At 35.9% G+C, this 26,935-nt stretch carries 19 protein-coding genes, 5 tRNA genes, 1 other RNA gene and 1 pseudogene; 17 read left to right on the top strand and 9 right to left on the bottom strand.

Annotated elements, in window-relative coordinates:
- Positions 1-27: 27 nt before the first annotated feature.
- From E2R68_RS07580 to E2R68_RS07565, 4 genes and pseudogenes are all read right to left on the bottom strand, one after another.
- Positions 28-1,154: pseudogene (locus E2R68_RS07580) on the bottom strand (IS3 family transposase).
- 444 nt (positions 1,155-1,598) lie between these two features.
- A tRNA-Met gene (locus tag E2R68_RS07575) sits at positions 1,599-1,675 on the bottom strand.
- A gap of 57 nt (positions 1,676-1,732) precedes the next feature.
- Positions 1,733-1,809 (bottom strand) — tRNA-Met (locus tag E2R68_RS07570).
- 57 nt (positions 1,810-1,866) lie between these two features.
- A tRNA-Met gene (locus E2R68_RS07565) sits at positions 1,867-1,943 on the bottom strand.
- Positions 1,944-2,309: 366 nt separating this feature from the next.
- On the opposite strand from E2R68_RS07565, the gene E2R68_RS07560 reads away from it, so the two are divergent.
- The 3 genes from E2R68_RS07560 (at position 2,310) to E2R68_RS07550 (ending at position 5,253) form a co-directional block, all read left to right on the top strand.
- Complete coding sequence (locus E2R68_RS07560; RefSeq protein WP_134276999.1) at positions 2,310-2,660, top strand: hypothetical protein; 351 nt, start codon at positions 2,310-2,312, stop codon at positions 2,658-2,660.
- Positions 2,661-2,890: 230 nt separating this feature from the next.
- Positions 2,891-3,763, top strand: a complete 873-nt coding sequence (locus tag E2R68_RS07555; RefSeq protein WP_134276997.1) for a glucosaminidase domain-containing protein — start codon at positions 2,891-2,893, stop codon at positions 3,761-3,763.
- 230 nt (positions 3,764-3,993) lie between these two features.
- On the top strand, positions 3,994-5,253 hold the full coding sequence (locus tag E2R68_RS07550) for an outer membrane protein transport protein (protein WP_134276995.1): 1,260 nt from the start codon (positions 3,994-3,996) through the stop codon (positions 5,251-5,253).
- A 66-nt stretch (positions 5,254-5,319) separates the two neighbouring features.
- On the opposite strand, the gene E2R68_RS07545 is transcribed toward E2R68_RS07550, so the two are convergent.
- Positions 5,320-5,616 (bottom strand): RnfH family protein, encoded by a 297-nt coding sequence (locus E2R68_RS07545; protein WP_134276993.1) that lies wholly within the window; start codon positions 5,614-5,616, stop codon positions 5,320-5,322.
- 70 nt (positions 5,617-5,686) lie between these two features.
- A complete protein-coding gene (locus tag E2R68_RS07540) occupies positions 5,687-6,124 on the bottom strand; it encodes a type II toxin-antitoxin system RatA family toxin (protein ID WP_134276991.1) in 438 nt (145 codons plus the stop codon).
- A gap of 140 nt (positions 6,125-6,264) precedes the next feature.
- Here E2R68_RS07540 and smpB point away from each other — a divergent pair, with 140 nt between their 5' ends.
- The 5 genes from smpB to E2R68_RS07515 all read left to right on the top strand — a co-directional run bounded on the left by smpB (position 6,265) and on the right by E2R68_RS07515 (position 12,785).
- Entirely contained in the window at positions 6,265-6,750 is a 486-nt protein-coding gene (smpB, locus tag E2R68_RS07535; RefSeq protein WP_134276989.1) for an SsrA-binding protein SmpB, read from the top strand.
- A 94-nt stretch (positions 6,751-6,844) separates the two neighbouring features.
- Positions 6,845-7,199: a transfer-messenger RNA gene (ssrA, locus tag E2R68_RS07530) on the top strand.
- A 450-nt stretch (positions 7,200-7,649) separates the two neighbouring features.
- Complete coding sequence (locus tag E2R68_RS07525) at positions 7,650-8,993, top strand: MATE family efflux transporter (RefSeq protein WP_134276987.1); 1,344 nt, start codon at positions 7,650-7,652, stop codon at positions 8,991-8,993.
- Positions 8,994-9,161: 168 nt separating this feature from the next.
- Positions 9,162-9,839: a pseudouridine synthase gene (locus tag E2R68_RS07520; protein WP_134276985.1), complete on the top strand. Its 678-nt coding sequence runs from the start codon at positions 9,162-9,164 to the stop codon at positions 9,837-9,839.
- 408 nt (positions 9,840-10,247) lie between these two features.
- Positions 10,248-12,785, top strand: coding sequence for a transporter substrate-binding domain-containing diguanylate cyclase (locus E2R68_RS07515; RefSeq protein WP_134276983.1), 2,538 nt, complete (start codon positions 10,248-10,250; stop codon positions 12,783-12,785).
- 118 nt (positions 12,786-12,903) lie between these two features.
- Here the strand turns inward: E2R68_RS07515 and folE2 are convergent, their stop codons facing one another.
- Positions 12,904-13,824 (bottom strand): GTP cyclohydrolase FolE2, encoded by a 921-nt coding sequence (gene folE2, locus E2R68_RS07510; RefSeq protein ID WP_134276981.1) that lies wholly within the window; start codon positions 13,822-13,824, stop codon positions 12,904-12,906.
- A 303-nt stretch (positions 13,825-14,127) separates the two neighbouring features.
- On the opposite strand from folE2, the gene arcB reads away from it, so the two are divergent.
- Positions 14,128-16,374, top strand: a complete 2,247-nt coding sequence (gene arcB, locus E2R68_RS07505) for an aerobic respiration two-component sensor histidine kinase ArcB (protein ID WP_134276979.1) — start codon at positions 14,128-14,130, stop codon at positions 16,372-16,374.
- A 150-nt stretch (positions 16,375-16,524) separates the two neighbouring features.
- Here the strand turns inward: arcB and arcA are convergent, their stop codons facing one another.
- A complete protein-coding gene (arcA, locus tag E2R68_RS07500) occupies positions 16,525-17,241 on the bottom strand; it encodes a two-component system response regulator ArcA (protein WP_134276977.1) in 717 nt (238 codons plus the stop codon).
- A gap of 537 nt (positions 17,242-17,778) precedes the next feature.
- On the opposite strand from arcA, the gene thrA reads away from it, so the two are divergent.
- From thrA to tesB, 4 genes are all read left to right on the top strand, one after another.
- On the top strand, positions 17,779-20,241 hold the full coding sequence (gene thrA, locus E2R68_RS07495) for a bifunctional aspartate kinase/homoserine dehydrogenase I (RefSeq protein WP_134276976.1): 2,463 nt from the start codon (positions 17,779-17,781) through the stop codon (positions 20,239-20,241).
- Positions 20,242-20,328: 87 nt separating this feature from the next.
- Positions 20,329-21,285 carry a homoserine kinase gene (gene thrB, locus E2R68_RS07490; protein WP_134276974.1) on the top strand — a complete coding sequence of 319 codons (957 nt, stop codon included), beginning with the start codon at positions 20,329-20,331 and terminating at the stop codon, positions 21,283-21,285.
- Entirely contained in the window at positions 21,282-22,559 is a 1,278-nt protein-coding gene (gene thrC, locus E2R68_RS07485; protein WP_134276972.1) for a threonine synthase, read from the top strand. The genes thrB and thrC overlap by 4 nt, the downstream gene beginning before the upstream one ends.
- 66 nt (positions 22,560-22,625) lie before the next feature.
- Entirely contained in the window at positions 22,626-23,489 is an 864-nt protein-coding gene (gene tesB, locus E2R68_RS07480) for an acyl-CoA thioesterase II (protein WP_134276970.1), read from the top strand.
- A gap of 30 nt (positions 23,490-23,519) precedes the next feature.
- Here tesB and E2R68_RS07475 read toward each other — a convergent pair.
- Positions 23,520-23,595: transfer RNA gene (locus E2R68_RS07475), tRNA-Ala, on the bottom strand.
- 572 nt (positions 23,596-24,167) lie between these two features.
- Here E2R68_RS07475 and E2R68_RS07470 point away from each other — a divergent pair.
- The 4 genes from E2R68_RS07470 to E2R68_RS07455 all read left to right on the top strand — a co-directional run bounded on the left by E2R68_RS07470 (position 24,168) and on the right by E2R68_RS07455 (position 26,933).
- Positions 24,168-24,253 (top strand) — tRNA-Leu (locus E2R68_RS07470).
- Between the two features lie 206 nt (positions 24,254-24,459).
- Positions 24,460-25,413: a 23S rRNA pseudouridine(2604) synthase RluF gene (gene rluF, locus E2R68_RS07465; protein ID WP_134276968.1), complete on the top strand. Its 954-nt coding sequence runs from the start codon at positions 24,460-24,462 to the stop codon at positions 25,411-25,413.
- Complete coding sequence (gene thiL, locus E2R68_RS07460; RefSeq protein ID WP_134276966.1) at positions 25,410-26,405, top strand: thiamine-phosphate kinase; 996 nt, start codon at positions 25,410-25,412, stop codon at positions 26,403-26,405. The genes rluF and thiL overlap by 4 nt, the downstream gene beginning before the upstream one ends.
- A gap of 3 nt (positions 26,406-26,408) precedes the next feature.
- Positions 26,409-26,933 (top strand): phosphatidylglycerophosphatase A family protein, encoded by a 525-nt coding sequence (locus E2R68_RS07455; RefSeq protein ID WP_166738828.1) that lies wholly within the window; start codon positions 26,409-26,411, stop codon positions 26,931-26,933.
- Positions 26,934-26,935: the final 2 nt, after the last annotated feature.

Genomic DNA, 26,935 nt, shown 5'->3' with positions numbered 1-26,935 from the left:
TGATCTTCCCCCGACTTTGTAGACACGTTAATTCTCGATTAAGTACCTTTTTTCATACTCATCAGGAGACACATGGCCAAGGTGGCTATGTAATCGCTTCCGATTGTAAAACATCTCAATATAATTGAACAAGTCTGCTCGAGCTGTATTACGATCCTCGTAGATTTTTCGCTTAACTCTTTCCGTTTTTAGTGAATGAAAAAAGCTTTCTACTACTGCATTATCCAAACAATGACCTCGACGACTCATACTTGGCACCAGATTATTCGATGTTAAAAAGTCACGATAATCACCACTACCATATTGGCTTCCTTGATCACTATGAACGATCACTTTTTGTTTAGGACTTCACCTCCAAACCGCCATCAACAACGCTTTAATTACGATATCTTTACCCATGTTAGCTTGCATAGACCAACCAATAATTTTTCGAGAGAATAGATCTAAAACAACCGCTAAATATAACCAACCCTCATACGTTTTTATGTAGGTAATATCTGCAACCCAAGCTGTATCAGGCTCACATACAACGAATTGTTGCTGTAAATGATTATCTGCAATGAGTGATGGTATCGATGACTTAAATAAACGACGCTTATAGCCAATGTTGGCTTTCAACTTATTGTGTTTCATTAATCGAGCAACGCGATTTTCTCCACAGGTTTCACCAAGTCGACGAAGCTCATATGTTATTCTAGGGCTTCCATATACTCCTCCACTTTCTGCATATGCTTCTTTAATTCGCACTAGGAGGCGCTTGTTCTCTTGCTTCAGCTTAGATTCTGGCTGTTTAAGCCAAGCATAGAAGCCACTGCGATGAACATTAAGCGCTAAACACATTGATTTAACGCAATAGACAGTGAGTCTGGTTTTTATGAACGCGTATCTTTCCTTGACTCGCTTGCAAAGAACGCGGCGGCTTCCTTTAAAATATTCCTTTCTTCGGTTACCCGCTTGAGCTCAGCTTTAAGCTTTTTAATTTCATCCTGCTCGGCTGATTTAGTTGGTGGGACTTTTGCTTTTTTGACCCAGTAATAGAGGGATTTATCAGAGATACCTAAACGCTTGGCAACATCAGGAACTGAATAACCTTTATTTATTACTTGTCTAACAGCTTCATCTTTGAATTCTTGGGGATATTTATTATTACTCATAACATCTCTCTTTAAATTTCAGTTTCTAAATATAAGATGTCTACAGATTTGAGGGAAGATCAGTTTAAGGATGCATTTCGTCACAATTAGGTTAAAAAAAGCGAAGGTCAAAAATGTAAGATTTAGGCTTTTAAATTTTTTTGAATAAAAAATAAAAACTGTCACCCTCAGGTCACAATGAGTGAAGTAGCTCAGGAAGGGGGATATATTTCATCGATTTATTTTATCGTTCAGAGGAGAAATAGACTTAAATTTTGACAAATAGAATCAATTGAGAAATTTTGTTACATTTTTAGGGATTTGAATGATTTTATTTTAACTTGGTAACTAATAGCGATAAAACAAAAGTTTAGAACTCTAGTGAGGTAAATAATGACCATCGGATTTTGAAGTCAAAATGTGAAGAATTATTTTTTAGGAAGTATTGTGAAGTTTTCTAGAAATTGGTTGCGAGAGCAGGATTTGAACCTACGACCTTCGGGTTATGAGCCCGACGAGCTACCAAGCTGCTCCATCTCGCGTCCGTATTTATTTTCTAAAATTTTATTAATTAAAATATTTTTCTTATTAAGAAAAATTGGTTGCGAGAGCAGGATTTGAACCTACGACCTTCGGGTTATGAGCCCGACGAGCTACCAAGCTGCTCCATCTCGCGTCCGTATTTATTTTCTAAAACTTTATTACTTAAAATATTTTTCTTATTAAGAAAAGTTGGTTGCGAGAGCAGGATTTGAACCTACGACCTTCGGGTTATGAGCCCGACGAGCTACCAAGCTGCTCCATCTCGCGTCCGTTTAAGTGCCGCGAATAATATAGAGATCACATTTTATTGCAAGTGTTATTTGATATATCCAAGTAAATAGAGTAGCGACTGCTTAAAGAATAAACGAATTGAAGATAATGCAGATCATATTAGGAATGTGACAAATAGATGGGGTTTTGTTTAAATTTTTTAGGATATTTTAACTTTATAAATATATTTATGATTAATGGCTATTACTTTTGCTATTGAAGGGGAGGCAAATATAACAATCGTAGAATTACTATCACACAATCAAACGATTGATGCAGGTATTTAGTTTAAAAAAGGGTATTATTGCGTTTTTAATTTAATAGGCTTCTTAAAGCCAACTTTATTTACAGAAAGGAGTAAATATGGATATCAACGGTTCAAAGCCGGGAGCTTCAGTTCTTGAAGACTTAACGGGTTTTAAACCCAAAGCATTTGCTATTATTATTGCTGTTGCGTATATGTCTATCTTAACCATTCCAATGGTTGTTAATGCAATGAATTTACCAGCAATGCCTATTGTTATCGGAGTCATGCTTATTCAATATTATCTATTACATTATGTTGGCAAACTGCATGGTAGAAGTATTTTAAAAACAATGACTGCAAATGGTTTTATCGGTTGGTTAATGTGGTTAGCATTGGTTTGTATGTTGATGTTACCTGTTATCCATTTATTAACATTGTTTGGTGCGATCCCAAGTGGTGCTGCGTAATTTTATCTTGTCTATTGTTTGTCTACTAATAAATATGAAACATAAATTTATAGAGCTGTAGTTGGCTCTATAAATTACGGTGATTTTCTCTTCTAAAAATTGTTACATTCTCTTGAAAGTGTGATCTGGTTAACTTAATTGCGTGATAAATGTAAAAGGAATAGAATAGCGAACCAATTGCAGCAGATGTTCTATTATCTGGCTCTTCACTTATTAATTTTGGATCCTTTATGAAAAAATTACTTATCACTTTGTTTTGTTCAGTTTTATTTTTATCTGCCTGTTCTGATATGCACTCATCTGATGAAGTAAAAGTTCACAACGTTGATGATTTGACACAATTATTTGCTCGCTTACATTACACTCATGATGATTGGCAAAAAGGAGTGAAAAAAGTACCTCGTTTAACATCTGAAGGTGTTATGCCTGATTGGAAAAAACTGTCTGATAAAATGCCAGTTGAAAATAAAAAGAGTATTTTCTTACGCATGATGTTGCCGTCAGTGTTAATTGCAAATGAAAATATTCTTCAAGAACGTAAAGTTGTTAAAAAATCGTCATTAGATTCATCTGAGTTAATGGCGATAGCAATCAAATACAAAGTTGTTAGCGATGACAGTAAAGCATTAACTAAAGCGGACAAACAAACCTTATTAAAACGAGTGAATATTATTCCACCATCACTTGCTTTAGCACAAGCTGCTGAAGAGAGTGCTTGGGGGACTTCTCGATTTGCTCGTGAAGGTAATGCTTTTTTTGGACAGTGGGATTTTTCTGGTAACGGAATGAAACCTAAACAGCAACGTAAACACTTAGGTGATTATGGTGTTGCTAGTTTTGATAGTCCTTTAGCTTCTGTTGAAGGTTATATGTTAAACATTAATAGCACTTCAGCTTATAAATCATTACGTGATTTACGTGCGCAACAAGTTGCTAAAAATAAAAGTTTTTCTGGTACTTTGTTAGCTGGAACATTGATTAAATATTCAGAACGAGGCCAAGATTACATCACTGGTTTACGCCACCTTATTAGCTATAACAAATTAGAATGGACAGATAAAACGTCTTTATCTGATAATAAAATGGTTTATATCGTTTATTAATTGCACTCTTTTTATGCTCTCTATTGTGTTTCTCATACTGCAAATACAATAGAGGGGCTTTCCTGACTTTTAAACCTCCTTTTTTTCAATAAAATATTGATAACTGTTTGCACTCTGTCACGCTTTCAGATTTTAACTAAATGCAACTCGATATTCTGAATTATGCTCTTGGTATTAATAATATTGCGGTGAGAGGTTATGTTGTAGCTCACTAAATCAAGGATGATGATATGAATACTCAATTACATAACGTTCGTTTATTTAAAAAAACACTTTTAATAAGCGCTTTAACTGTGGCCTCTTTTCAAGCGAGTGCTGCTGGTTTTCAATTAAATGCTCAGTCTGCAACAGGTCTCGGTCGTGCTTTTTCTGGTGATGCTGTTATTGCAGATAACGCTTCTGTCATGGCTCGTAATGCAGCTGCTATGTCGATGTTTGATAAAACAGCTTTATCCATGGGGATTAATGTTTTAAAGACTGACATTAATGTATCTGATGCAACTTATACAACAGCTGCAGGCAGCTCGTCTTCAAATTATAATGATGCTGGTGGTATATCAGTGGCACCAAATCTCCATGTTATTTTTCCAATTAATGAAAAATTTGCATTAGGTGTTAATTTATATTCAAATTTTGCCACTAAAACTGATTTTGATGATTCTTTTGTTGGTTCTGAATATGGTGGATTAACAGACGTTAAAAGTATGAACCTTGGATTAGCTGCCTCGTACCGTATTAATAAACAATGGAGCGTGGGGGGCGGGGTAGATGTAATTTATGGCACGGGTACGTTGCAAAGAAATCTTAGTAATGATCCCGGCTTAGGTCCACACGCAGGGGCGACGGCATTAGATACAGATGCTGCGGGTGTTGGTATTGGTTTTAATTTAGGTGCTGTTTTTGAGCTTAATAAAAATAACCGATTTGGTTTATCTTATCATTATAGCCCTGAGTTAAAGGTTGAAGGTGATACTACAGTCTACGTTGCTCAAGGCTCTGTAACTGCTAAAGATGATACTCTTCATTTGGGCTTACCTGATATGGCCGAGTTCTCTGGATACCATCGTATTGTAGATACTAAATATGCAGTTCACTATAGTGTGCAATGGATTGGATGGTCTTCATTTGACACTTTAGATTCAAAAGCTTTTGGCACACTAAATACTTATGACTGGAAAGATACTTATCATTTCTCACTAGGTGGGACATATTACCTTAGTGAATCTTGGACATTGAGAACGGGATATATGTATGACATGAGTGCTCAAGATGAAGTCACATCAATTTCAGTACCTGATTCTGATCGTCAGTGGTTTTCAGCTGGTTTTACTTACCACTTATCAGAAAATGCTAATGTTGATTTAGGTGCAACTTATTTATTAGGTCAAGACGTATCTGTTTCAGAATCAAAACCGGGTGTATCTTCAATTACAGGTACTACACATGCCAATGCAATATTAGCCGCGGTGCAATACAGCCATCAGTTTTAAAGATTAATTATTCGCATCTGAGAATAACAAAAAGCGCTTAGGGCGCTTTTTTGTGGGCTAAACATATTATTTTTTAGCTTGTTTGGCTTTCTCTGCGCGTAACTTTCGCATTTCTTTGGGGTCTGCTGTTAATGGCCGATAAATCTCAATACGATCAGCATTGTTAACTGTATTTTCTAATTTATCGGCTTTACTGAAAATACCTACAACGGCTTCGCTAGGGATAATTTCTGGGAAGTGTTTTACAATGCCTGATAATTTGATGGCATTTTCAATGGTAGTGCCAGCTGGTACTTTTAATGACAACAAAACTTGTTTGTGAGGTAAACCATAAACGACTTCTATATCAATTAATTGACTCATTTTGTTTGCTTCCAATATTGTACTAGTTTCAGTAAATAGTAGAACTATTTTACTTCTTCAAAATAAAAGATTAACGACTACCATAAACGGTTTTAGCGCGATTTGAAAAAGACCTCACCATAGAGCCGACTAATTCATGAAAAATACGTCCAAATGCTAACTCCACAAGAGAGCTACTGAACTCAAATTGTAGATCTAAACTCACTTTGCAGGCTTTTTCATCTAATGCAGTAAAAGTCCAACCACCCGTTAAATGCTTAAATGGGCCTTTAATTAAATTCATTGTGATAGATTGTGCAGGTACAAGTGTGTTTTCAGTGACAAAAGTTTGCGTGATCCCAGCTTTAGAAACTTTAACTGAAGCTTTCATTAAATCAGGCTGATCTAATAATATAATCGTTTCACTGCATCCAGGTAAAAACTCAGGATAAGCATTCACATCATTGACTAATTGATACATTTCTTGTGCGCTATACATCAACAATGCGCTGCGTGAGACTTGAGCCATGTTTTACCTCGTTTGAAAAAATAGCATCTTACACGATGCAATGCTTGAACTGAAAAAAAATAGTAAAAAATACTTATAAATGAGCGACTTTTCGTTAAATCAAATAGCCATTTAAAAAAACAAACTTTATAATGCAGGCTATGGCTAAAAAAAATTCAAAAACTAAAAACAATGATAATACGATTGCTCGTAATAAACGTGCTTCCCATGAGTATCACTTAGAAGAACGCTTTGAAGCGGGACTTGAGTTACAAGGTTGGGAAGTAAAAACATTACGAGCAGGTAAAGCAAATATTGCAGATAGCTACATCTTCTTAAAAAATGGAGAAGCTTGGTTATTAAATGCAACATTTCCACCTTTAATCGCAGCTTCATCACACGTTGTATGTGACCCTTTACGCTATCGAAAATTGCTACTTAAAAGACGCGAGCTTGATAATTTAATGGGTAAGGTAGAGCGTCAAGGTTATTCAATTATCCCTATTTCTTTATATTGGAAGAAAGCCTGGGTTAAGATCTCCTTTGCATTAGCAAAAGGTAAACAAGATCATGATAAACGTAGTGATGTAAAAGACCGGGAATGGCAAGTACAAAAAGAACGTATGATGAAACATAGCGTTCGATAAACAAGCATTTAGCAAAGTATAAGAAGATAATGCTATCTTGCATGACTTAGCTTTGTTAAACTTGAAATGTTGGTGATTTATCACTAACCACTGTGGGGATGATTTAGGACTCGACGAGATTCTTGAAACCCAAGGTGCATGCCGAGGTGGTGGCTGGCCTCGTAAAAAGCCACCAAAGTTATAGTTGCAAACGACGATAACTACGCTCTAGCAGCTTAGGCTCGCTAGCCTTCCACCCACGTTTCTCCTATGGGCAGGGATTCGGAAGGTCATTTACATTTGGATAGCGAGGGAACCTTGTTCGAGGGTGAACCGCGAAATAGTATCGGACTCGCTCTTTGCAATCCTGTCTGTCGGAGTGTTGAGAGTTAATCTAAAGATAGACTAAGCATGTAGTACCGAGGATGTAGGCTTTTCGGACGGGGGTTCGACTCCCCCCATCTCCACCACCTACTTAAATTAAGACGCTCTAGGGCGTCTTTTTTTATGCCTAAAATTTAGTAATACCGCCTTGCTAGAGGCATTTTTCATCCTATTACGTTTTTTGTAGTTCCATGAGACTCTGTCATTTAAGTAGTACTCTAGGTAGTACTAGAGAACATTAACGGATCTTGGTACGGCTTATGGCAAAAGTAACTCGATTAACGAATGCAGAAGTAAAACAAGAACATCTAAAGAAAAGGTTTACACGCTAATAATGATTAAAGATCCATAGATGAAATAGAGTGCGTATAAAAGTTTTTATGCAGGTCCCTTTTCCTATATATTTTGTTTGATATCAATTGAGCCATTGTAATTTTAGTAATGAAGTTTTTATTGCTTACTTAAAAGAATATAATACGCGGATGTTCAGACTTACTACATGAAAGTAAACAATATAATACCTTAAAGGTACATACATGACTCAAACAGCACCAACGATGAAAAGTAATTTTGGCCTTGCATGGCCAATTGGTATGAATGCCGTTTTATTACAATTGATCCTCGTTATTGATACCGTACTTGTTACGCCTTTAGGTGAAGAGTCTGTTGCTGCAATGGGGATTGCTGCAAGTATTGCAGGTATTATTCTTGGTTTATTATTTGCGTTTTCAAATGGTACTCAGCTGGTTATTGCGCAAGCTTTTGGAGCACAGAATACAGCTTTAGTGAGTCGAGGGTTTCGTTCCGGGCGATTTGTAAATGTTGCCATTGTGGTCATCAGTATTTTACTTATTTTTACTGTTTCCAAGCATCTTATTGAATTAATTGCAGATACAGAGGACGTTGCGGTAATGGCTTATGATTACCTCAGAGTTTTCTCGTTAGTGACTATTGGCGTTGCTTTCTCGCAGAATATTACCGTTTATTTCAACGCAACAGGTAATAGTAAAATTCCTTTCTACGCTAATATTGTTGAAATCCCTGTGAATGTAGTTGTTAGTACCGTTTTCATTTATGGGTATCTTGGTTTTCCTGCATTAGGATTAGTGGGTGCTGGGATAGGCTCTGCTGTGGCGATTTTATGCCGAACTTCATTCTTATTACTTTTTTATTCAAAACATCAAAGCAAAATAGGTGTTACTAAAGCAAACAAACCTGCCAAATTAATTAAGGCTGATGTACTTTTCCACTTAAAATATGCGACCCCCATTGCTGGTACTTTTGTCAGTGCGGTACTTGTGAATAGTATCTGTATGCTTATTTACGCGAAGTTAGGTGTGAATCAATTTGCTGCATTAATTTTGATTGCACCTTGGGTTAAAGTCTCTGCTCAACTTGCAACGGCATGGGCACAAGCGACGAGTATCAATGTTGGGCATTTATTAGGTAAAAAATCATGGGGCTTACTTGATACTTTTATTAGTAAAGCATGGAGAGTTTCATTCTATATTGGTGTGCTAATTGCCATTGCTTATGTCAGCATGTTCTATTTGTTTAAATTAATTTACCCTGAGTTACAACAAGAAACAGTAGACACTCTTTGGCAGTTTGTTCCTATTTTATTTATTATCGCTTTCATTCGAACTTCAAATACTTTTTGTGGCAATGTATTACGTGCTGGTGGTGATGCAACGCATGTATTCAAAATACATGCTTATACACAATGGTTTATCATTTTACCCTTGTCTGCTTTATTTGTTTTATATTGGGAATTAAGTGCCGTTTGGGTATTTGCTTTAACGTTGTTAGAAGAAGTTATTAAAAGTATTCCATTCCATATCCGTATGTTAGGTGGGAAGTGGAAGAAGAGTTTAGTCTGATGCATATATTAGCAATATAGTCATTCAGCTATTGATTACATTTTCTAATCAGGCTTACCTTTTGCTAAAGTGAAAGTAAAAAAGTGAGCTTGATTGATAAAGCCTATGCAAACAGGTATCTTTAGCACCTCTTTATCCTCGCTTAACTAATACTGAATATAATTGCTTATGAATGACTTTGATTACAATCCTCCTACTGAACCTTGGTTAGATACGATTTACAAAGACAAGGATATGATTGTTTTTAATAAACCAGCCGGCATATTGTCAGTACCAGGTCGAGATATCGAACGTCATGACAGTATCTACAGTCGTTTATTAGCAAAGCATCCTAACAGTCATACCGTACACCGTTTAGATTTAGCTACGTCAGGAGTGATCATTTTTGCATTACGTAAAGATGCTGAAAGGGCGTTAAAAATGCAATTTCAAGAGCGTGAAACTAAGAAAATTTATTATGCTCGTGTTTTTGGTCATGTTAAAAATAAAACGGGCTGTATTGATGTGGCTTTAAGTAAAGATACCGATAACCCTCCTAAGCATAAAATTGCTCTCGAAACGGGTAAAGCCTGTAAAACTTTTTATGAAGTGATTAGTTATGGGAAGCAAAGTACTTTGGTTAAGTTGATGCCTGTGACGGGACGTACACACCAGTTACGTTTGCATATGTTAGCTATTGGGCATCCTATTTTAGGCGATGATTTTTATGCGGATCCTGTGGCTTTAGCGCTTTCTCCAAGGTTATTATTGCACGCAACTGAGATCTCTATTAAACATCCTTACACTAAAAAAATGGTTTGTTTCAAAACAGAAGTTCCTTTTATAGAGCCTGATGCTCTGCAGTAATTCATTACCCATCGTTCTTTTTATAAATTAAAGACGTTAGTGATCCCTCTCATTTTATCCTTTTAAATATTGCCTTTCTCACTTAGTGAGATGTAAGTCACTATTTTAATTTTTTTTTATAAAATATATGAACCTGACTTATCAAAATGTAGTCCATGATTTGTGAGGAAGAGTCGAGTATTTTATTTTTTAGGGCGTATCATTATTGCGCATATCAATTGCCATTAATTTCTGAATTATCCTGTCGCTTTTAAAGTATTACTTTACTGCTAATAAGTTTTTTAAACACTTATTTTCATTGTAAACCTCAGTATTTAAGCCTGTGATATTAAGCCAATTAATGTTGCATTTTTATTAAATCGGGCTGTCTTACTCTGTATTTTAACTTTACTTGGTGACTAACTTTTCATGCGTCAATTTAAAAAACTATTTTTATCTATCTCTCTGATCTTTTCTGTTTGCATCTCTACTTATGCAACTTCTTTGAATATCTCAGATAAGCCTATTAAATTGACTGTCTATCTTGATGAAGCTCTACCTTTTTCTGGGTTTAATGCCAAACCGCTAGCACAAGGCATGTTAGTTGACTATTGGCAAGAATGGTCAAAAGTAACGGCTATTAATGTTGAATTTAAGCCTTATCATGGACAAAATTTAACTCGCTTATTAACTCACGATAATATGGCTATTTATAGTGGTTTAAATACGCCTGTTAACACTCAAAATTCACTTAAATCTCAAGCGATTATGCGCTTATCAAGTGAATTTTATTATCTCTCTGAAAACCATTTATTTATTCAAAATGCATTAAATGATCAACGTACACCTGTGGTTGTTGGTGGTTTGTTACCGGAAGCTAAATTATTACCCTTTATAAGCCATCACTCTAATATTACTTACCAAGAATCAACGGGTATATTAGCGCTGTTAACCAGTTTATATCGGGGGGAAATTGATTCTATTTTATTATTCAAAGTAGTAGATACTCCCGCGACATTGATTGAAAAATTATTACCTTATTTATTAAGCCTTAGTGAGGTAAGCGCAGATAGAAATGCTTTATATGCTTATAGTGTGGCGGATAATGAAAGCTTATTAACTTGGATAAAGTGGGGGATTGAAAAAGAACAATTAGTGGCTAAGTTAGCACCATTGCTTGAGTCAGTCACTGTTTCTCAATGGGGAGTATCTAAAGTAACTGGACGTTATTTATTAATTGTATTGTTATTTTTACTCTTAATTATTTTGCTCAAGCAATCTAAAAAACAAAAAGCACAGCACCTTAATTATCTTTTAGGTGAATCACTTTACCCGTTAATTATTTGCGGTTTAAATGGTAAGGAATTGTACTTCACTAATACGCAAGCTAAGTCACTCTTTTCTTTTAAAAAAAATAAGCAGGTTTATCTGTTTGAAGAGAGCAAAAACCAGCTGAAGTTATCACAGTTTATTAAAAAAATGACTCATCAAAGTATCGTTAAAGATACGTGTTTAAATTTACACGGAGTAAGTCGCTTTTATGATATTGAGGTGTCAGCAAAACGAATTCATTATCAAGGAGAGTCTGCTTGGTTGTGTTATTTCAACGATATTACTGAACAAGTTAAACTACAAAATGACCTGCATAAAGAACGTGAAAAATTTAATAAGGTACTGGCTTCAATTTCAGAACAAGTGAGTTTTATTTCTCCTCAAGGGGATATTGTTGGATGTAATGATAGCTGGGTAAAAGCTAATAACACAACGGTATTAGATGCAACAGGAACTAAAGAAGCAACATACTTTAATGAGTCACAAGCAAAAATATCTGCCCAGCAAAATATTGATGTTTTAGCGGGAGAGGCGTTTTATGCACAGGAATGGATTGCTCAAAAAAACAAAGCAAAAAAATTAATTAATCAAAGTAAATTACCACTTTATGATCAACAAGGAAAAGTCTTTTCTATATTGAGTGTGGTAACCGATATGACAGCAACGCACCTTTTAAGCGAGCAGTTAAAAGGTGAAAGTACGCAACGTCAACAAGCTGAAAAAAGTTTATCTCAACAAACGGTATTATTAGAAAGTATATTTGCTAATGCAAAAGGGCCTGTTGGAGTATTAGATGAAAAAGGGCTTATTTTAGCTGCTAGTCGAGCATTTTCTGCTTTTATGGGGAGTGACCTAGAAGATTTAAGCGGTCTTTTACAACAAAATATTTTACCCTATGAACGAGCTGATTGGCATGATCGTCAAAATAAAGAAATAATGAAATCAGGGGAGTCGATTACATTTGAAGAATTTGTTTTTTTTAATAATGAAGAAATTTGGTATGAAGTGAATAAAACCCCATTCAATGATCCTACAGGTGATTTTCGTGGTATTGCTATTAGTGCAAAAAATATTACTGATAGTAAAAATCAACAATTAAAATTAGAGCAAGCAGAATCAAAGCTGCAACGACAATCGTTACATGACCCTCTAACGGGGGTTGCTAATCGTCGAGTATTTGATGAAATAATAGAAGAATATTGGAACAAAGCCGTTGAAAAGAAAGCGCCACTCACTTTGCTTATTGGCGATCTTGACTGTTTTAAATCTTACAATGAGGCTTATGGCAAATCTGAAGGCAATGAAGTGTTGCAAGTGATAGGGCATATTTTACAACGTAAATGTGTAGAGCATGATTGTTTTGTTGCTCGTTATGGCGGGGATGAGTTTGTAGTATTAATTAAAGATAAAAATGTAACACACGCTTTACGTATTGCAGAAGATATTCGTAGCGCAATAGAATCTGAAGGTATTGAGCATTCTAAATCCTTAGCTTCTTTATTTGTGACAATGAGTATTGGCATGGCAACGCAAATTGCAAGTGATAGAAGCAATAGTAAGCTGTTAATTAAAGAAGCTGATAAAGCATTATTCAAAGCTAAATCTACGGGACGTAATCAAGTACAAGTTACTTAGTCACTATTAGTGAGTCTCCAACAAGTTAACTGTTACAGAAATGGTAGAACAAATACATAAAAACCTCAGTTCTATTATCAAGAGCTGAGGTTTTTAGTTTTGCATAAAACAAAGTTAATTAAGCTTGGTAACCGTCTTTAATGCCTTTAGTGGTAATTGATACTGCATCATGTGCATGCAAGCTTTCGTAATGATTAACGCGTAGCCAGAAATCATCAAATTGTGTTTGTTGATTTAATGCGTACTGTAATTGACGAGCGGCATCTTCACAAAACATTAAGTTTTGACCATTCAAACGAGCAAATTCTTGCTCATCTTCTCGTTTAACTGCAGCTTGCACTGGTGTTTTTAATGTTGCTTCAATTAAATCAATTAAAGCAATAATAGGGAAGTTAGAGGCAGATTTTCCTAATTTAACTTTAACTTGTGCAACACTACGTTGGCTATGTGGTGTAGCAACAATACCTTGTGTTGAACCTAACCAAGTTAAAATATCCTCTTTATCGATGCTTGCTTGTTGCTCATATTGTTTACTGAACGCATCTTGAATAAGTTGACGAGCTAATGCAGCTGAACAAGGGCAAGTTGAAGAATAAGGAACATCAACTTGTAATTGGAAATCAAACTTACCGTTAATTAAACGACCAATAATGACTACCGGGTAAGCTTTCCAACCACGTTTTTCACTGATTAATGATTTACGACGTAAATTGTAATCAAAGGCAATTTTTACAAAAGCTTCTGAACTTAAATCATTATGGCTTTCAATAAAGCCTGTTAATAAAGCAGTTAATGTTTCAAGTGTTAATTCAGACTCTGTTGAAAGTTCATCTAATTGCAGATACAAACGAGACATATGGATGCCTTTCGCTTGTGGGTCACCAAGATTAACAAAAACCTCAACACTTGCACTAACTTGTTGAGCTGGGCAATTGTCGGTCTGTACCATTAAAGGTAACTCAATATTGCTCATACCAACACGGTCTAATGTACCTTCGGTTTGAGCTTGTGCACTATTTGCGATATCTGGCATTGCCATTAAATTAGGCTCCCTTCAATATGCTTTATATGGATAAATGATTTTAAAATTAAGCGCGCATTATAGACGGGTTAACAACAATTAAAAACCATCAAATACAAAGGTTTTAACTAAGTGATTGATAATTTATCTCTATAATCAAAAAAATCACCTCAGTTTGAAAGCTTAATTCATATTAAACATGAAGATTATTCACTATGGCTGCTAAATTTTGTAATGAGGGATCTCTCGCTTTAATTAGTTTGCTAGAGGCTAACGCATAAAAAATGGGTACAATGGGAGATATTATTACTCTAAGGATATGTGAATTTGTTTAATTTAAAACCGTGGGTTTATTATTACGTTGCATTATTAAAGCGACTTGGACCTGTAAAATTTAGTCTAGTTTTAGCGTTTGCAATTATAGCGGCGGATGCTGCTTTACAAATTAGTCTTGCTTATATTTTTTCAGAGCCATTACATAAAGCGGATGTTTATCGCTCTTTAAGTTTAGGTTTATTGATCACACCTTGGGCAGTTTATTTTTTAACTGTGGTAGTTAACGATTTAGATAACGCTCGCCAACGCCTTGCAACAACAGTAAAAAAATTAAAAAAGATCTCTACTGATGATAAAGCTAAAACAAGCTTATTAGAAAAAGAAATTGTAGAGCATCAAAATACACAACAACAATTACGTGAAGGTACCAGTTTATTACGTTCTTTCTTTGATACGTCTCCAGATTTAATTTTTCACCGTGATTTAGAAGGGCGCTTTGTTAGCTGTAATAAAGCGATGGGCAGACTATTTGGTAAAACAGAAGCTGAATTAGTTGGGTTAGCACCTGAAGATACTTACCCTGAGGAATATGCAAAAGAAGTTACTGCGCGTCATCAAAAAGTAATTAAAACTCGTACAGAACAAATCCATGAAAGTTGGTTGCAGTATCCTAATGGGCACTTGGTCTATTTTGAAATCCGTGCACTGCCTTTATTGAATAGTCAAAATGAATGTGTTGGTTTAATTGGCTTTGGACGAGATATTACCGAACGTAAAAAACATCAAGAATTTTTAGAAAAAGCCAGTCGAGATAAAACCACATTTATTTCAACGATTAGCCATGAATTACGTACTCCACTTAATGGAATTGTTGGTTTAAGCCGTATGCTTTTGGATGAAAACCTTAATGAAGAGCAAACCAAATACCTGAAAACGATTCACATGAGTGCTATTACTTTAGGTAATATTTTTAATGATATTGTAGATTTAGATAAACTAGATAGAAGACGTTTAAATTTAGTCAATGAATGCATTAATGTTGATGACTTTATGAATGATTTACAAAGTCTTGCTTACATTCAAGCGGAACAAAAAAATCTAAAATTAGTGTTTGAACAAAAGCCTAATTTGCCTGAATGTATCACTTCTGATGCTACACGACTACGCCAAGTTTTATGGAACTTGATCACTAATGCCGTTAAGTTTACTGAACAAGGGCAAGTAACTATCCGTTGTAGTGGCAGTATTCATGAAAAGCAAAAGTGGTTGTGCTTTGAAGTAGAAGATACAGGTGTTGGTATCCCTACAGATAAGCTAGATAAAATATTTGCTATGTATTATCAAGTTGAAGGTAGTCGTCATGCATCAGGAACGGGAATAGGGCTTGCTGTTTCAAGTACTATTGTTAAAGCGATGAATGGGCGCCTAACTGTGAGTAGTGAACTCGGAAAAGGCAGTACATTTAAATTATGTTTGCCAAGTTCTTGTTTAGCGCCTGAGCTCAAGAAAGAGCCATTAAAAATGCCTACATTATCTATTTTATTAGTTGAAGATATTGAACTTAATATTTTAGTTGCAAGGGCGTCATTAGAGAAACAAGGGCATCATGTTGATGTCGCCATGAATGGTTTGCAAGCCATTGAAAAAGTAGCAAATTCACAATACCAACTTATTTTAATGGATATTCAATTGCCAGATATGGATGGTTATGAAGTGACGGCTCGTTTACGCGAATTGTATCCTCAATTACCGCCGATTGTGGCGTTAACTGCCAATGTGTTTGCAAGTCCACAGCAGTTTATTGATAAGGGCTTAGATGATGCAATTGGCAAACCATTAAGCTTATCTTCATTTAATACTATGCTTGAACGCCATTTTACTAAAGATGTTGAAGCAATGCCCATTGTACTTAATGAAGAAATAGTTAAACCGGTAGAATCTGAAGAAATGTTATTTAACGAGGTGATGTTAAAAGAATTAATGGAGTTCTTACCAACATCAGTCATGTTAGATAACGTCACTTTATTTGAAAACTTAATGCCAGAGTATTTAGCTATTTTAGAAAGTCATATGATGGCTAAAAATGAAAAAGGTATTGTGAATAAAGCTCATAAGATAAAAGGGGCTGCAGCATCTGTTGGCTTGTTACGTATTCAAGATTTAGCACAAAAAATGCAATCTCCTGACTTGCCTGCTTGGTGGGATAATATTGATGATTGGCATGAATTAATTAAAAGTTTGTACTTAAAAGATATTAAAGAATTGAAAAAGTGGATTGTTGCTAATGCATAATGTTGTTTATGTTAAGTAATAGCCACTCTATTTGAGTTGCTTTTATAAGCCAAACTGGCTTCACATACTTGATACAATTGCATAGTAAAGGTACAAAAAAGGCTTGCAATGCAAGCCTTTAAAATATCACTAATAAAATATTAATAACTTCTATTCTAGTTCACCACAGAAACGGTAACCTTCACCATGAATGGTAGCAATGATTTCAGCTGACTCTGGTACGCTTTCAAAGTGCTTACGAATACGACGAATAGTGACATCAACAGTTCGGTCATGTGCTTTTAATTCACGGCCTGTCATTTTCATTAATAAATCAGCACGGGTTTGAATTTTCCCTGGGTTTTCAATGAAGTGTAAAATAGCGCGGAACTCACTACGTGGTAGCTTGAATACATCACCATTTGGACTAATTAATGAGCGGCTATCAATCTCTAACGTCCAGCCACTGAATTTATAATGTTCAACTTTTTGACGTACCTCTTCAAAGTATATTGTATCTTGCATAGTACGAGTTAATAAGTTACGAGCTCGGATAGTTAATTCACGCGGATTAAATGGTTTAGTAATATAATCATCCGCACCAATTTCTAGCCCTAAAATTTTATCCACTTCGTTATCACGACCAGTTAAGAAAATTAAAGCGATATTCTTATGCTCACGTATTTCACGTGCTAATAAAAGTCCGTTCTTCCCTGGTAAGTTAATGTCCATGATGATTAAATGAATTTCGTTGTCATTTAATACTTGATGCATTTCTGTACCGTCGTTTGCTTCAAAAACTTGGTAACCTTCGGCCTCAAAGACACTCTTTAATGTACTACGTGTAACTAACTCATCTTCTACAACTAAAATGTTAGCGCTAGACATGAATTGACTCCTATGGAAATTAATAATTCATTGACTACATTATGGAAATTCATAAAGTAGTTAAAACCCGTTTGTGTTCTGAAGCTGTTCGATGTTTAACAAATATTTCACAAGGCGAGGAATGAAACGAAACAAAGTTTGCAGAAAATCGTGGTTTTAATAGTGAAATTGTAAGTAATTAACATATAGATAACAACTTATTATGCAATTAAACAGCAAATTTACTACTTTGGTTTGATATTTATCAAATCAGTCTTGAGTGATAGTTAACATTTTGTTATTTGTTATACGAATTAATTGCTAGCTCACTAGGTTGTTTGTTCCAGTACGCACCAAGCTTTGATATAATCAGTACATATAAATTTAACAAAACAACGAAATATTAACAAACATGGATTTTACTTTATTTTCTCAGCTTAAACAGAAAAGCGCTGCGCTTTGTTCGCAGTGCTTTTTGTTATTTGTAAAACAGTAAATCTGTACATTTAAAACCCGCTATTGAAAGCGGGTTTTTTCGTCTTAAAGCAAGGGGGTACGATGCGCGTACTTAAATTTGGCGGCACTTCATTAGCAAATGCTCAACGTTTCAATCAGGTTGCTGATATTGTTATTAATAATCAACAGCAATCTCAAATAGCTCTAGTGTTATCTGCGCCATCTGGTGTGACCAATAATTTAGTTGCTGTAGTAGAAAAAACCAGTCAAGGGCTCTCTGCTGACGAACACCTAATGGCTATTCAAAAAATCTTTGTTGAATTGATCCAAGGTTTAAAAGAAACCTATGCAGAGCTTGCCGATGATGTATTACGCAATACTTTTGAAAACGAACTTGCTGAGCTGACTAATTTATTGGAAGGTGTTCGTTTATTAGGACAATGTCCTGCAAGTATTGAAGCTCGTATTTTAAGTAAAGGTGAAACATTAAGTATTGCTTGCATGAAGCAACTACTGATTGCAAAAGGTCATCAAGTTGAAGTGATTGTGCCTCAGCAAAAACTAATTGCTTTTAAAGGTGGTTATTTAGAAGCACAAATTGATATTAATGCGTCACGTAAATTATTTGCTCAAGAGCCTATTGTTGCAAATGCTATCTATTTAATGCCAGGTTTTACTGCGGGTAATGAAGAGGGGGAAACATTAGTTTTAGGGCGTAATGGTTCTGATTATTCTGCAGCTGTATTAGCGGCTTGTTTAAAAGCTGAATGTTGTGAAATCTGGACTGATGTGGATGGCGTTTATAGTTGTGACCCTCGTTTAGTGAAAGATGCAAAATTATTAACATCATTAAGTTATGCGGAAGCAATGGAGCTATCTTATTTTGGCGCAAAAGTATTGCATCCAAAAACGATTGCCCCGATTGCACAGCATTATATCCCTTGTTTAATTAAAAATACCCATAACCCTCAAGCTGAGGGTACTTTAATTAGTGCGCAACAAAGCGACCAAAAATTACGTGTTAAAGGTATTTCTGACCTGAAAGGGTTAAGTATGCTAAGCATTTCTGGTCCAGGCATGAAAGGTATTGTAGGCATGGCGGGGCGTATTTTCTCGACCGTATCTCGTGCTGGTGTATCTATTATTTTGATCACGCAGTCTTCTTCTGAATACAGTTTGAGTTTTTGTATCTATTCAAATGATACCGCACATGCCATTGATGCATTAACTGAAGAGTTTAGTTTAGAGTTTGAAAATAACTTATTAGAAAAAATAGATATCATCGATAAACAAGCGATTATTTCACTTGTTGGTGATGGTATGAAAAAAGAGAAAGGAGTTGCGGCTCGTTTCTTAACTGCATTAACTGACGCTTCTATTAATGTGACTGCTATTGCTCAAGGCTCTTCTGAACGTTCAATATCAGCAGTTGTTTCTGAGAAAAAAGCTAATGAAGCTGTGATTGCTTGTCACCATAGCTTTTTCAGCAGCACCCAATTTATTGATCTGTTTGTGATTGGTTGTGGTGGTGTTGGCGGTGCGTTAATTGATCAAATCTATCGTCAGCAAAGTTATTTGGCTGAGCGTAATATTGCGATCCGCGTCTGTGGTGTTGCGAATAGCCGTGCCATGTTGTTAGATGTGCAAGGTGTTGATTTAAGCAATTGGCGCGATATGTTAAAAGATGCAACTGAAGAGTTGTCATTAGTTGCGATGAAAAACTTAGTTAATGGCTCGCATATTATTAATCCAGTTATTGTTGATTGTACAAGTAATGACGGTATTGCTGCTCGCTATGTTGATTTCTTAGGGGCGGGGTTCCATGTTGTAACTGCGAACAAAAAAGCAAATACAAGCAGTATGGATTACTACCATCAGTTACGTTTAACGGCATTAATGAAGCGCCGAAAATTCTTATACGATACTAATGTTGGTGCTGGTTTACCGGTTATCGAAAATATTCAAAATCTATTTAATGCAGGTGACCGTCTAGTTAAATTCAATGGTATTTTATCTGGTTCGTTATCATTTATATTTGGTAAATTAGATGATGGAAAATCATTTTCTGATGTAACAACGGAGGCTCGTAACTTAGGCTTTACTGAACCTGATCCTCGTGATGATTTAAGCGGTACTGATGTTGCTCGTAAACTGTTAATTCTAGCGCGTGAAGCTGGAATGGAATTAACATTAGATGATGTAGAAGTTGAACAAGCATTGCCACCGGGTTTTGATGATACAGGTACGCCCGAAGAATTTATGGCTCGCTTGCCTGAAGCAGATGCTTACTTTAAAAAGTTACAAGATAAAGCCGATGAAGAAGGTAAAGTATTACGTTATATTGGCAGTATTGAAGATGGTAAATGTAAATGTAGCATTATGGCCGTCGATGAAAATGATCCTCTTAATAAAGTAAAAGATGGTGAAAATGCATTAGCATTTTATAGTCAGTATTATCAGCCTATCCCATTAGTTTTACGTGGTTATGGCGCGGGTACTGAAGTAACTGCAGCGGGTGTATTTGCTGATGTACTACGTACATTAAACTGGAAACAAGAGTTTTAGTACATATCCAATGTGTACAATAACTTACAACTTGTAGCGTGATCTGTATTACGCACAACAAACAAATTCAGAAACAGGAATTTTAAAATGTCTATTGTTGTTTATGCTCCAGCCTCAACGGCCAATGTGAGTGTGGGGTTTGATGTCTTAGGTGGTGCGTTAACCCCTATTGATGGTTCGCCATTAGGTGATCGCGTTAAAATCACTAAAGGAGATTATGGATTTTCACTGCAATGTGTAGGGCCTTATGCTCATAAGTTACCTGAAGATTTTAAAAGTAATATTGTTTATGACTGTTATTTAGCGTACCAAACTGAAATTGCAAAATTAAATAAAGAAATATTACCTGTATCAATGACATTAGAGAAAAATCTTCCTGTAGGTAGTGGTTTAGGCTCAAGCTCTAGTTCGATCGTTGCTGCATTAGAAGCACTTAATGCATGGCATGACTATCTATTAGATAAACATGTTATGTTAACGATCATGGGTGAAATGGAAGGTAAAATTAGTGGTAGTGTGCATTACGATAATGTGGCACCTTGCTATTTAGGTGGTATGCAACTGATGGTCAATGAAGGTGGTGAAATTAGCCAAACAATTCCTTCATTTAAAGAGTGGTATTGGGTAGTTGCTTATCCGGGGATCACTATTTCAACTTCTGCTGCACGTGAAATTTTGCCATCACAATATCGTTTATCTGAAGCATTAACTTATGGTCGACGTTTAGGTGCTTTTGTACATGCTTGTCATAGTAATCAGCCTGCTTTAGCTGCCACTATGATGAAAGATGTAATCGCAGAACCTTATCGCTCACAATTAATTCCTTGTTTTGATGACGCTCGTGTATTTGCACAGCAAAGTGGTGCATTAGCAATGGGGATTTCTGGATCAGGTCCTACAGTCTTTGCTGTGATGAATGATTTATCACAAGCAGAATCATTAAAAAATTGGTTAACAGAAAACTTTCTTCAAAATGAAGATGGATTCTGTCATATTTGTCACCTTGATGAACAAGGTGCACGCGTGTTAGGAAAAGAACTATGAATTTATACAACATCACAGACAACAGCGAACAAGTAAACTTTCAACAAGCTGTTAAGCAAGGATTAGGACGTGGCCAAGGCTTATTTTTCCCTGATACTATTACTCCATTAGAAAATGTAGATGCTTTACTTGCAATGAATTTAGTTGACCGTTCAACTGAAATTTTATCGCATCTAATTGGTGATGAGTTATCGAAACAAGCTGTGCATGATATTGTTTCTAAAGCATTTACTTTCCCAGCGCCTGTTAAAAAAGTAACTGAAAATATCAATGCGTTAGAGTTATTCCATGGTCCAACATTAGCATTTAAAGACTTTGGAGGCCGTTTTATGGCGCAATGTTTAGCACAATTTAAAGATGCTGGAAAAATTACCATTTTAACTGCTACTTCTGGTGATACTGGTGCTGCAGTAGCGCATGCGTTTTATGGCATGGAAAACATTAATGTTGTTATCCTTTATCCAAAAGGCAAAATCAGTCCGTTACAAGAAAAACTATTTTGTACATTAGGTGGTAATATCACAACGGTTGCGATCGAAGGTGATTTTGATGATTGTCAGGCGATGGTAAAACAAGCATTTGATGATCAAGAGTTAAAACAGGCTGTTGGCCTAAACTCTGCTAACTCAATTAATATTAGCCGCTTAGTGGCACAAATCTGTTATTACTTTGAAGCATTTGCACAATTAACTATTGAGCAACGCGATAACTTAGTGGTTTCAGTACCAAGCGGTAATTTTGGTGATTTAACGGCGGGCTTGTTAGCTAAGTCATTAGGTTTACCTATTAAACGCTTTATTGCTGCAACGAATGACAATGATACAGTGCCTCGTTATTTGCAAGAAGGTACTTGGGCACCTAAGAAAACAGTAGCAACACTTTCTAATGCAATGGATGTTAGCGCACCAAATAACTGGCCACGTATTGAAGAGCTATTCAAAGTAAAAGGTTGGTCTTTAAGTGAATTAGGTTACGGTAAGTTATCTGATCAAGAAACTAAAGATACATTAATTGAAATGGATAAATTAGGTTATTTATGTGAACCACATGGTGCAATTGCTTACCATGAGTTAACTAAGCAGCTAAAAGACGGTGAAACTGGGTTATTCTTATGTACAGCACATCCCGCTAAATTTAAAGAAAGTGTTGAAGACATTTTAGGGCGTGATATTTTTATTCCTGAAGCGTTAGCATCACGTGCAGAGTTACCTTTATTGTCAAAAGAGTTTCCTGTTGATTTTGCAAAAGTCCGTGAACTATTAATGGCTCTATAAGCATTATAATAGGCATTTTAAACATTAGATAAGGACGTATTACACGTCCTTTTTTTGGAGTAAAAAATGGGTAAAGTATTAAACGATCTTTTACAACAATTGAGTTTAGAAAAACTAGAAGAGAATTTGTTTCGTGGTCAAAGCCAAGATTTAGGCTTAGGTATTGTTTTTGGCGGACAAGTAATGGGACAGGCTATTTCTGCAGCTAAAGAAACAGTAGAGGCTCGCCAACAAGTACATTCCTTTCACTCCTATTTTCTACGTGCAGGTAAAACTGACCAACCGATTGTTTATGATGTTGAAAGGATAAGAGATGGTAAGTCTTTGTCTGCCCGACGTATCAAAGCAGTGCAAAATGGTAAACCTATTTTCTATATGACAGCATCATTTAAAGCACCAGAAAAAGGCTTTGAACATCAAGATAAAATGCCTGAGGCACCCGATCCAGAAGCGTTAATATCAGAACAAGAAATGGCGTTGATCCATACTGAAATGCTACCAGATTTTATTCGTGATAAATTAGTTGGAGAAAAACCAATTGAGATGCGACCTGTTAGTTTTGTGCATCCAGTTGACCCTGAAGTAGAAGCACCCAAGCGTTTAGTTTGGTTTAGAGCAAATGGCAAAATGCCCGATGATTTACGTGTGCATCGTTATTTATTAGCTTACGCATCTGACTTTAATTTTCTACCTACTGCATTACAGCCTCATGGTGTTTCATATTTAACGGAAGGTATGCAAGTGGTTACTGTGGATCATTCAATGTGGTTCCATCATGATTTTCGTTTAGATGAATGGTTATTATATTCTGTAGAAAGTTCAGTGGCATCAGATGGACGAGGATTGGTGAGAGGGCAGTTCTTTACTCGAGATGGAGTATTAGTTGCATCTAGTATCCAAGAAGGTTTGATTCGTCAGCGTAAAAAGTAATTTTACGTAGACATTTTAAGGGTCATAAAGTGGTGGAGCTATGCGGGATCGAACCGCAGACCTCAACGCTGCCAGCGTCGCGCTCTCCCAGCTGAGCTATAGCCCCACAATATGATTTTTGTTATCTAGAAAACTAGTCTTTTATTTTCAAAAAAACAGGTCGGATTGTATTCGGCCTATTTTTACTTGTCAATTTCAAAATTCAGTTTAAATAAACTTCAAAAGCCAGGTTAAGCGCATTGCTTTGATGACTATCCTCAGTATTGCTAAAGTTTTATTAGTATCAAAATTATTATTCTAAGCGCAATCAAGAGATCAGCTATTTACTGTGATTGGTATTATTTCAATGAATCAAAACATTTAGCGAATAACTCATGTTACAAAACTTCAATATGCTTTCGGTTTACGTATAACTTTAGATATAGGATCCTATTTTGATACGGCATTTAAGATGGCATACTTAGGAAACTCCCCTGGAGCCTCTAAAAAACGTGCTGGCGATGAAACGATATTTACGGCTGGGTATGAATTTTAAACAATAATTGTTTGTTAAATATCAATGTGTTGAAATTATCAGCAGTCAGTTAAAATATTTGGCTTTATTCATGTTTAGGGGTTGTGGTTAAGATAAACTTCTCTATAATACGCCTCACTTGCTTGAGAACGCTTTAAGCAATAGCCCGGGTGGTGAAATCGGTAGACACAAGGGATTTAAAATCCCTCGACTTATGGTCGTGACGGTTCAAGTCCGTCTCCGGGCACCAATTCTAAGAAAAAGCTTCGCATTTGCGAAGCTTTTTTTTTGCCTGAATTTTATTCATCTGATAACAGATAAAAAGCAAATTTTCTCTGCTTGCATTTGCATCCTGATGTTGTACTTTGTTTATTGTTTTTCATTTCCGTTAACTTCTTGATTATGCTTTAATACAGCGCTTAGATAGTCGTTAAATAAATAGCATTGAGGTTTACTGTGAGTCAAGATACCGAGAAACGTCTTAATAAATTTATCAGTGATTCAGGTTATTGTTCTCGCCGTGAAGCCGATAAGTTAATTGAACAAAGTCGCGTTAAAATTAATGGCAAAGTGCCAGAGCTAGGTACTAAAGTTCAGCCCGGCGATGAAGTGTTTGTTGATGGTAAACGGATCAATAAAATAGCGGCTAATAAATCAGATCGTATTTATATTGCATATAATAAACCGATTGGTATTACCTGTACCACGGAGCGTAATGTGTATGGCAATATCATTGATGCTATTAAACATAAAGAACGAATTTTTCCCATTGGTCGTTTAGATAAACCTTCTGAAGGTTTAATCTTTTTAACCAGTGATGGCGATATTGTGAATAAAATCTTACGCGCTGAAAATGCACATGATAAAGAATATCGAGTAACGGTTGATCAACCTTTAAGTGAACGATTTGTTGAACGCATGCAGCGTGGTGTGCCGATTTTAGATACGATTACTAAACCTTGTATTGTAAAAGTTGAAAGCCGTTTTGTATTTACTATTATTTTGACCCAAGGGTTAAATCGTCAAATTCGTCGTATGTGCGAATACTTAGGCTATGAAGTAACGCGTTTACAACGTACTCGTATTATGAATGTGACGCTAAATAATTTAAAAGCAGGGCAATGGCGTAACTTGTCCGAAAAAGAGATGGCTGAGATTAACCAAGCTGTTGCAGGTTCATCTAAAACGGCTGTGAATACAACTTTACCTAAAGGGACTTCCACAAATTCGGTGAATAGTGAAAAGCTATCTCGTCAAAAGCAATCTTCAGAAAAGAGTCCTTATTACGGTAAGAGTGAAAAGCCAGCAGCAAAAAGTAAAAAAGTATTTGTGAATAAAAATGCTAAACCATCCTCAAATAATAAAGGCACATTGTCTTTAAAACCTAAAATGACACTTAAACGAAAATGAGTAAAGGTGAGTTTGATATTATTCAACGCTATTTTCAACGCCCAAAAAATGATGATAATGGTGTTGTTATTGGTATTGGTGATGATTGCGCTATTTTAGATATTCCACAAGATTATCAGTTAGCTGTCACCACAGATAGCTTAGTGAGTGGTGTACATTTTTTTGAAGACGTTGATCCTTACCGTTTAGGTTATAAATCTTTAGCTGTTAATTTGAGTGATTTAGCGGCGATGGGGGCAACGGCAAAGTGGGTTTCATTAGCGATTACTTTACCAAGCATAAACGAAGTTTGGTTAGCTGAATTTTGCCGAGGTTTTTTTGCATTAGCTGACCAATATAATGTGCAGTTAGTGGGGGGAGATACAACAAAAGGACCATTATCAATTACAGTTTCCGCCAAAGGCTTGGTGAAAAAGACTAAAGTGCTAACTCGCAACAATGCAAAAGTGGGTGATATTATTTGTGTGAGTGGTTCATTAGGAGATGGTGCTGTAGGTTTATCTGCAAAACTAGAGTCGTTAACACTGACTAACCCCCAACCTTTTATTGATGCTTTAGAATTGACCGAGCCTCGCTTAGCACTTGCTAAGTCATTAGTTGATCATGCTTCGAGCTGTATCGATATATCCGATGGATTAAGTCAGGATTTATCGCACATTCTTAAACAATCACAGTGTTATGCTGAAATCGCACTAGATAAATTACCCCTATCTGATGCGATGCTCGATGAAATCAAATCAGGCAATATAACGAAGCAACAAGCTTGGCAGTTTGCTATTAATGGTGGTGATGATTATGAATTGTTATTTACTATTTCAGCTGAAAAATTAATAAAGCTTAGACTTGAACTTAATAAATTAAATCTAAGTTGCTTTGATATAGGCACAGTCACTCAACAACAATTAGTGAATGAAGAGACTCAATCATTAGTGTTTACATATAAAAAACAAGCTGTAGCGTTAAAAAGTACAGGTTGGGATCATTTTAAATAAGGTATCAAAATGTTAAATCGTGATGATTTAAAAGGTTTAAAACTTTCTAATCCAATTCATTTTGCCGCAGTTGGCTTTGGTAGTGGTTTAGCTCCTAAAGCGCCAGGAACCTTTGGTACTCTCGCTGCTATTCCATTATTTTACCTATTAGCGATGATGAGCATTGAATGGTATGTTGCAACATTAGTGATCACCAGTTTTGCTGGTTTTTGGTTTTGTCATGCCACCAGTGAAGCAATGGGCGTACATGATCACAAAGCGATTGTTTGGGATGAGTTTGTAGGTTATTGGATAACCATGCTGCCTGTTTTAATGCTTTACCCAGAGAACCATCAAGGGCAAGTGATTCCGGTTATCTGGGTCGCTGTAGGTTTTCTTTTATTTCGTTTTTTTGATGTTTTAAAACCTTTTCCAATCAGTTGGTTAGACAAAAAAGTTGATGGTGGTTTTGGGATCATGATTGATGATATTGTGGCTGGTATTATCTCTGCAGTCATTTTATTCTTTATGATCCAATATTGGGGATAAGA

It is taken from the genome of Psychromonas algarum, from assembly GCF_004376845.1.
Lineage (GTDB): Bacteria > Pseudomonadota > Gammaproteobacteria > Enterobacterales > Psychromonadaceae > Psychromonas.
Note: the sequence above shows the minus strand (reverse complement) of the source record. Positions and strands in the feature narration are given on the sequence as shown.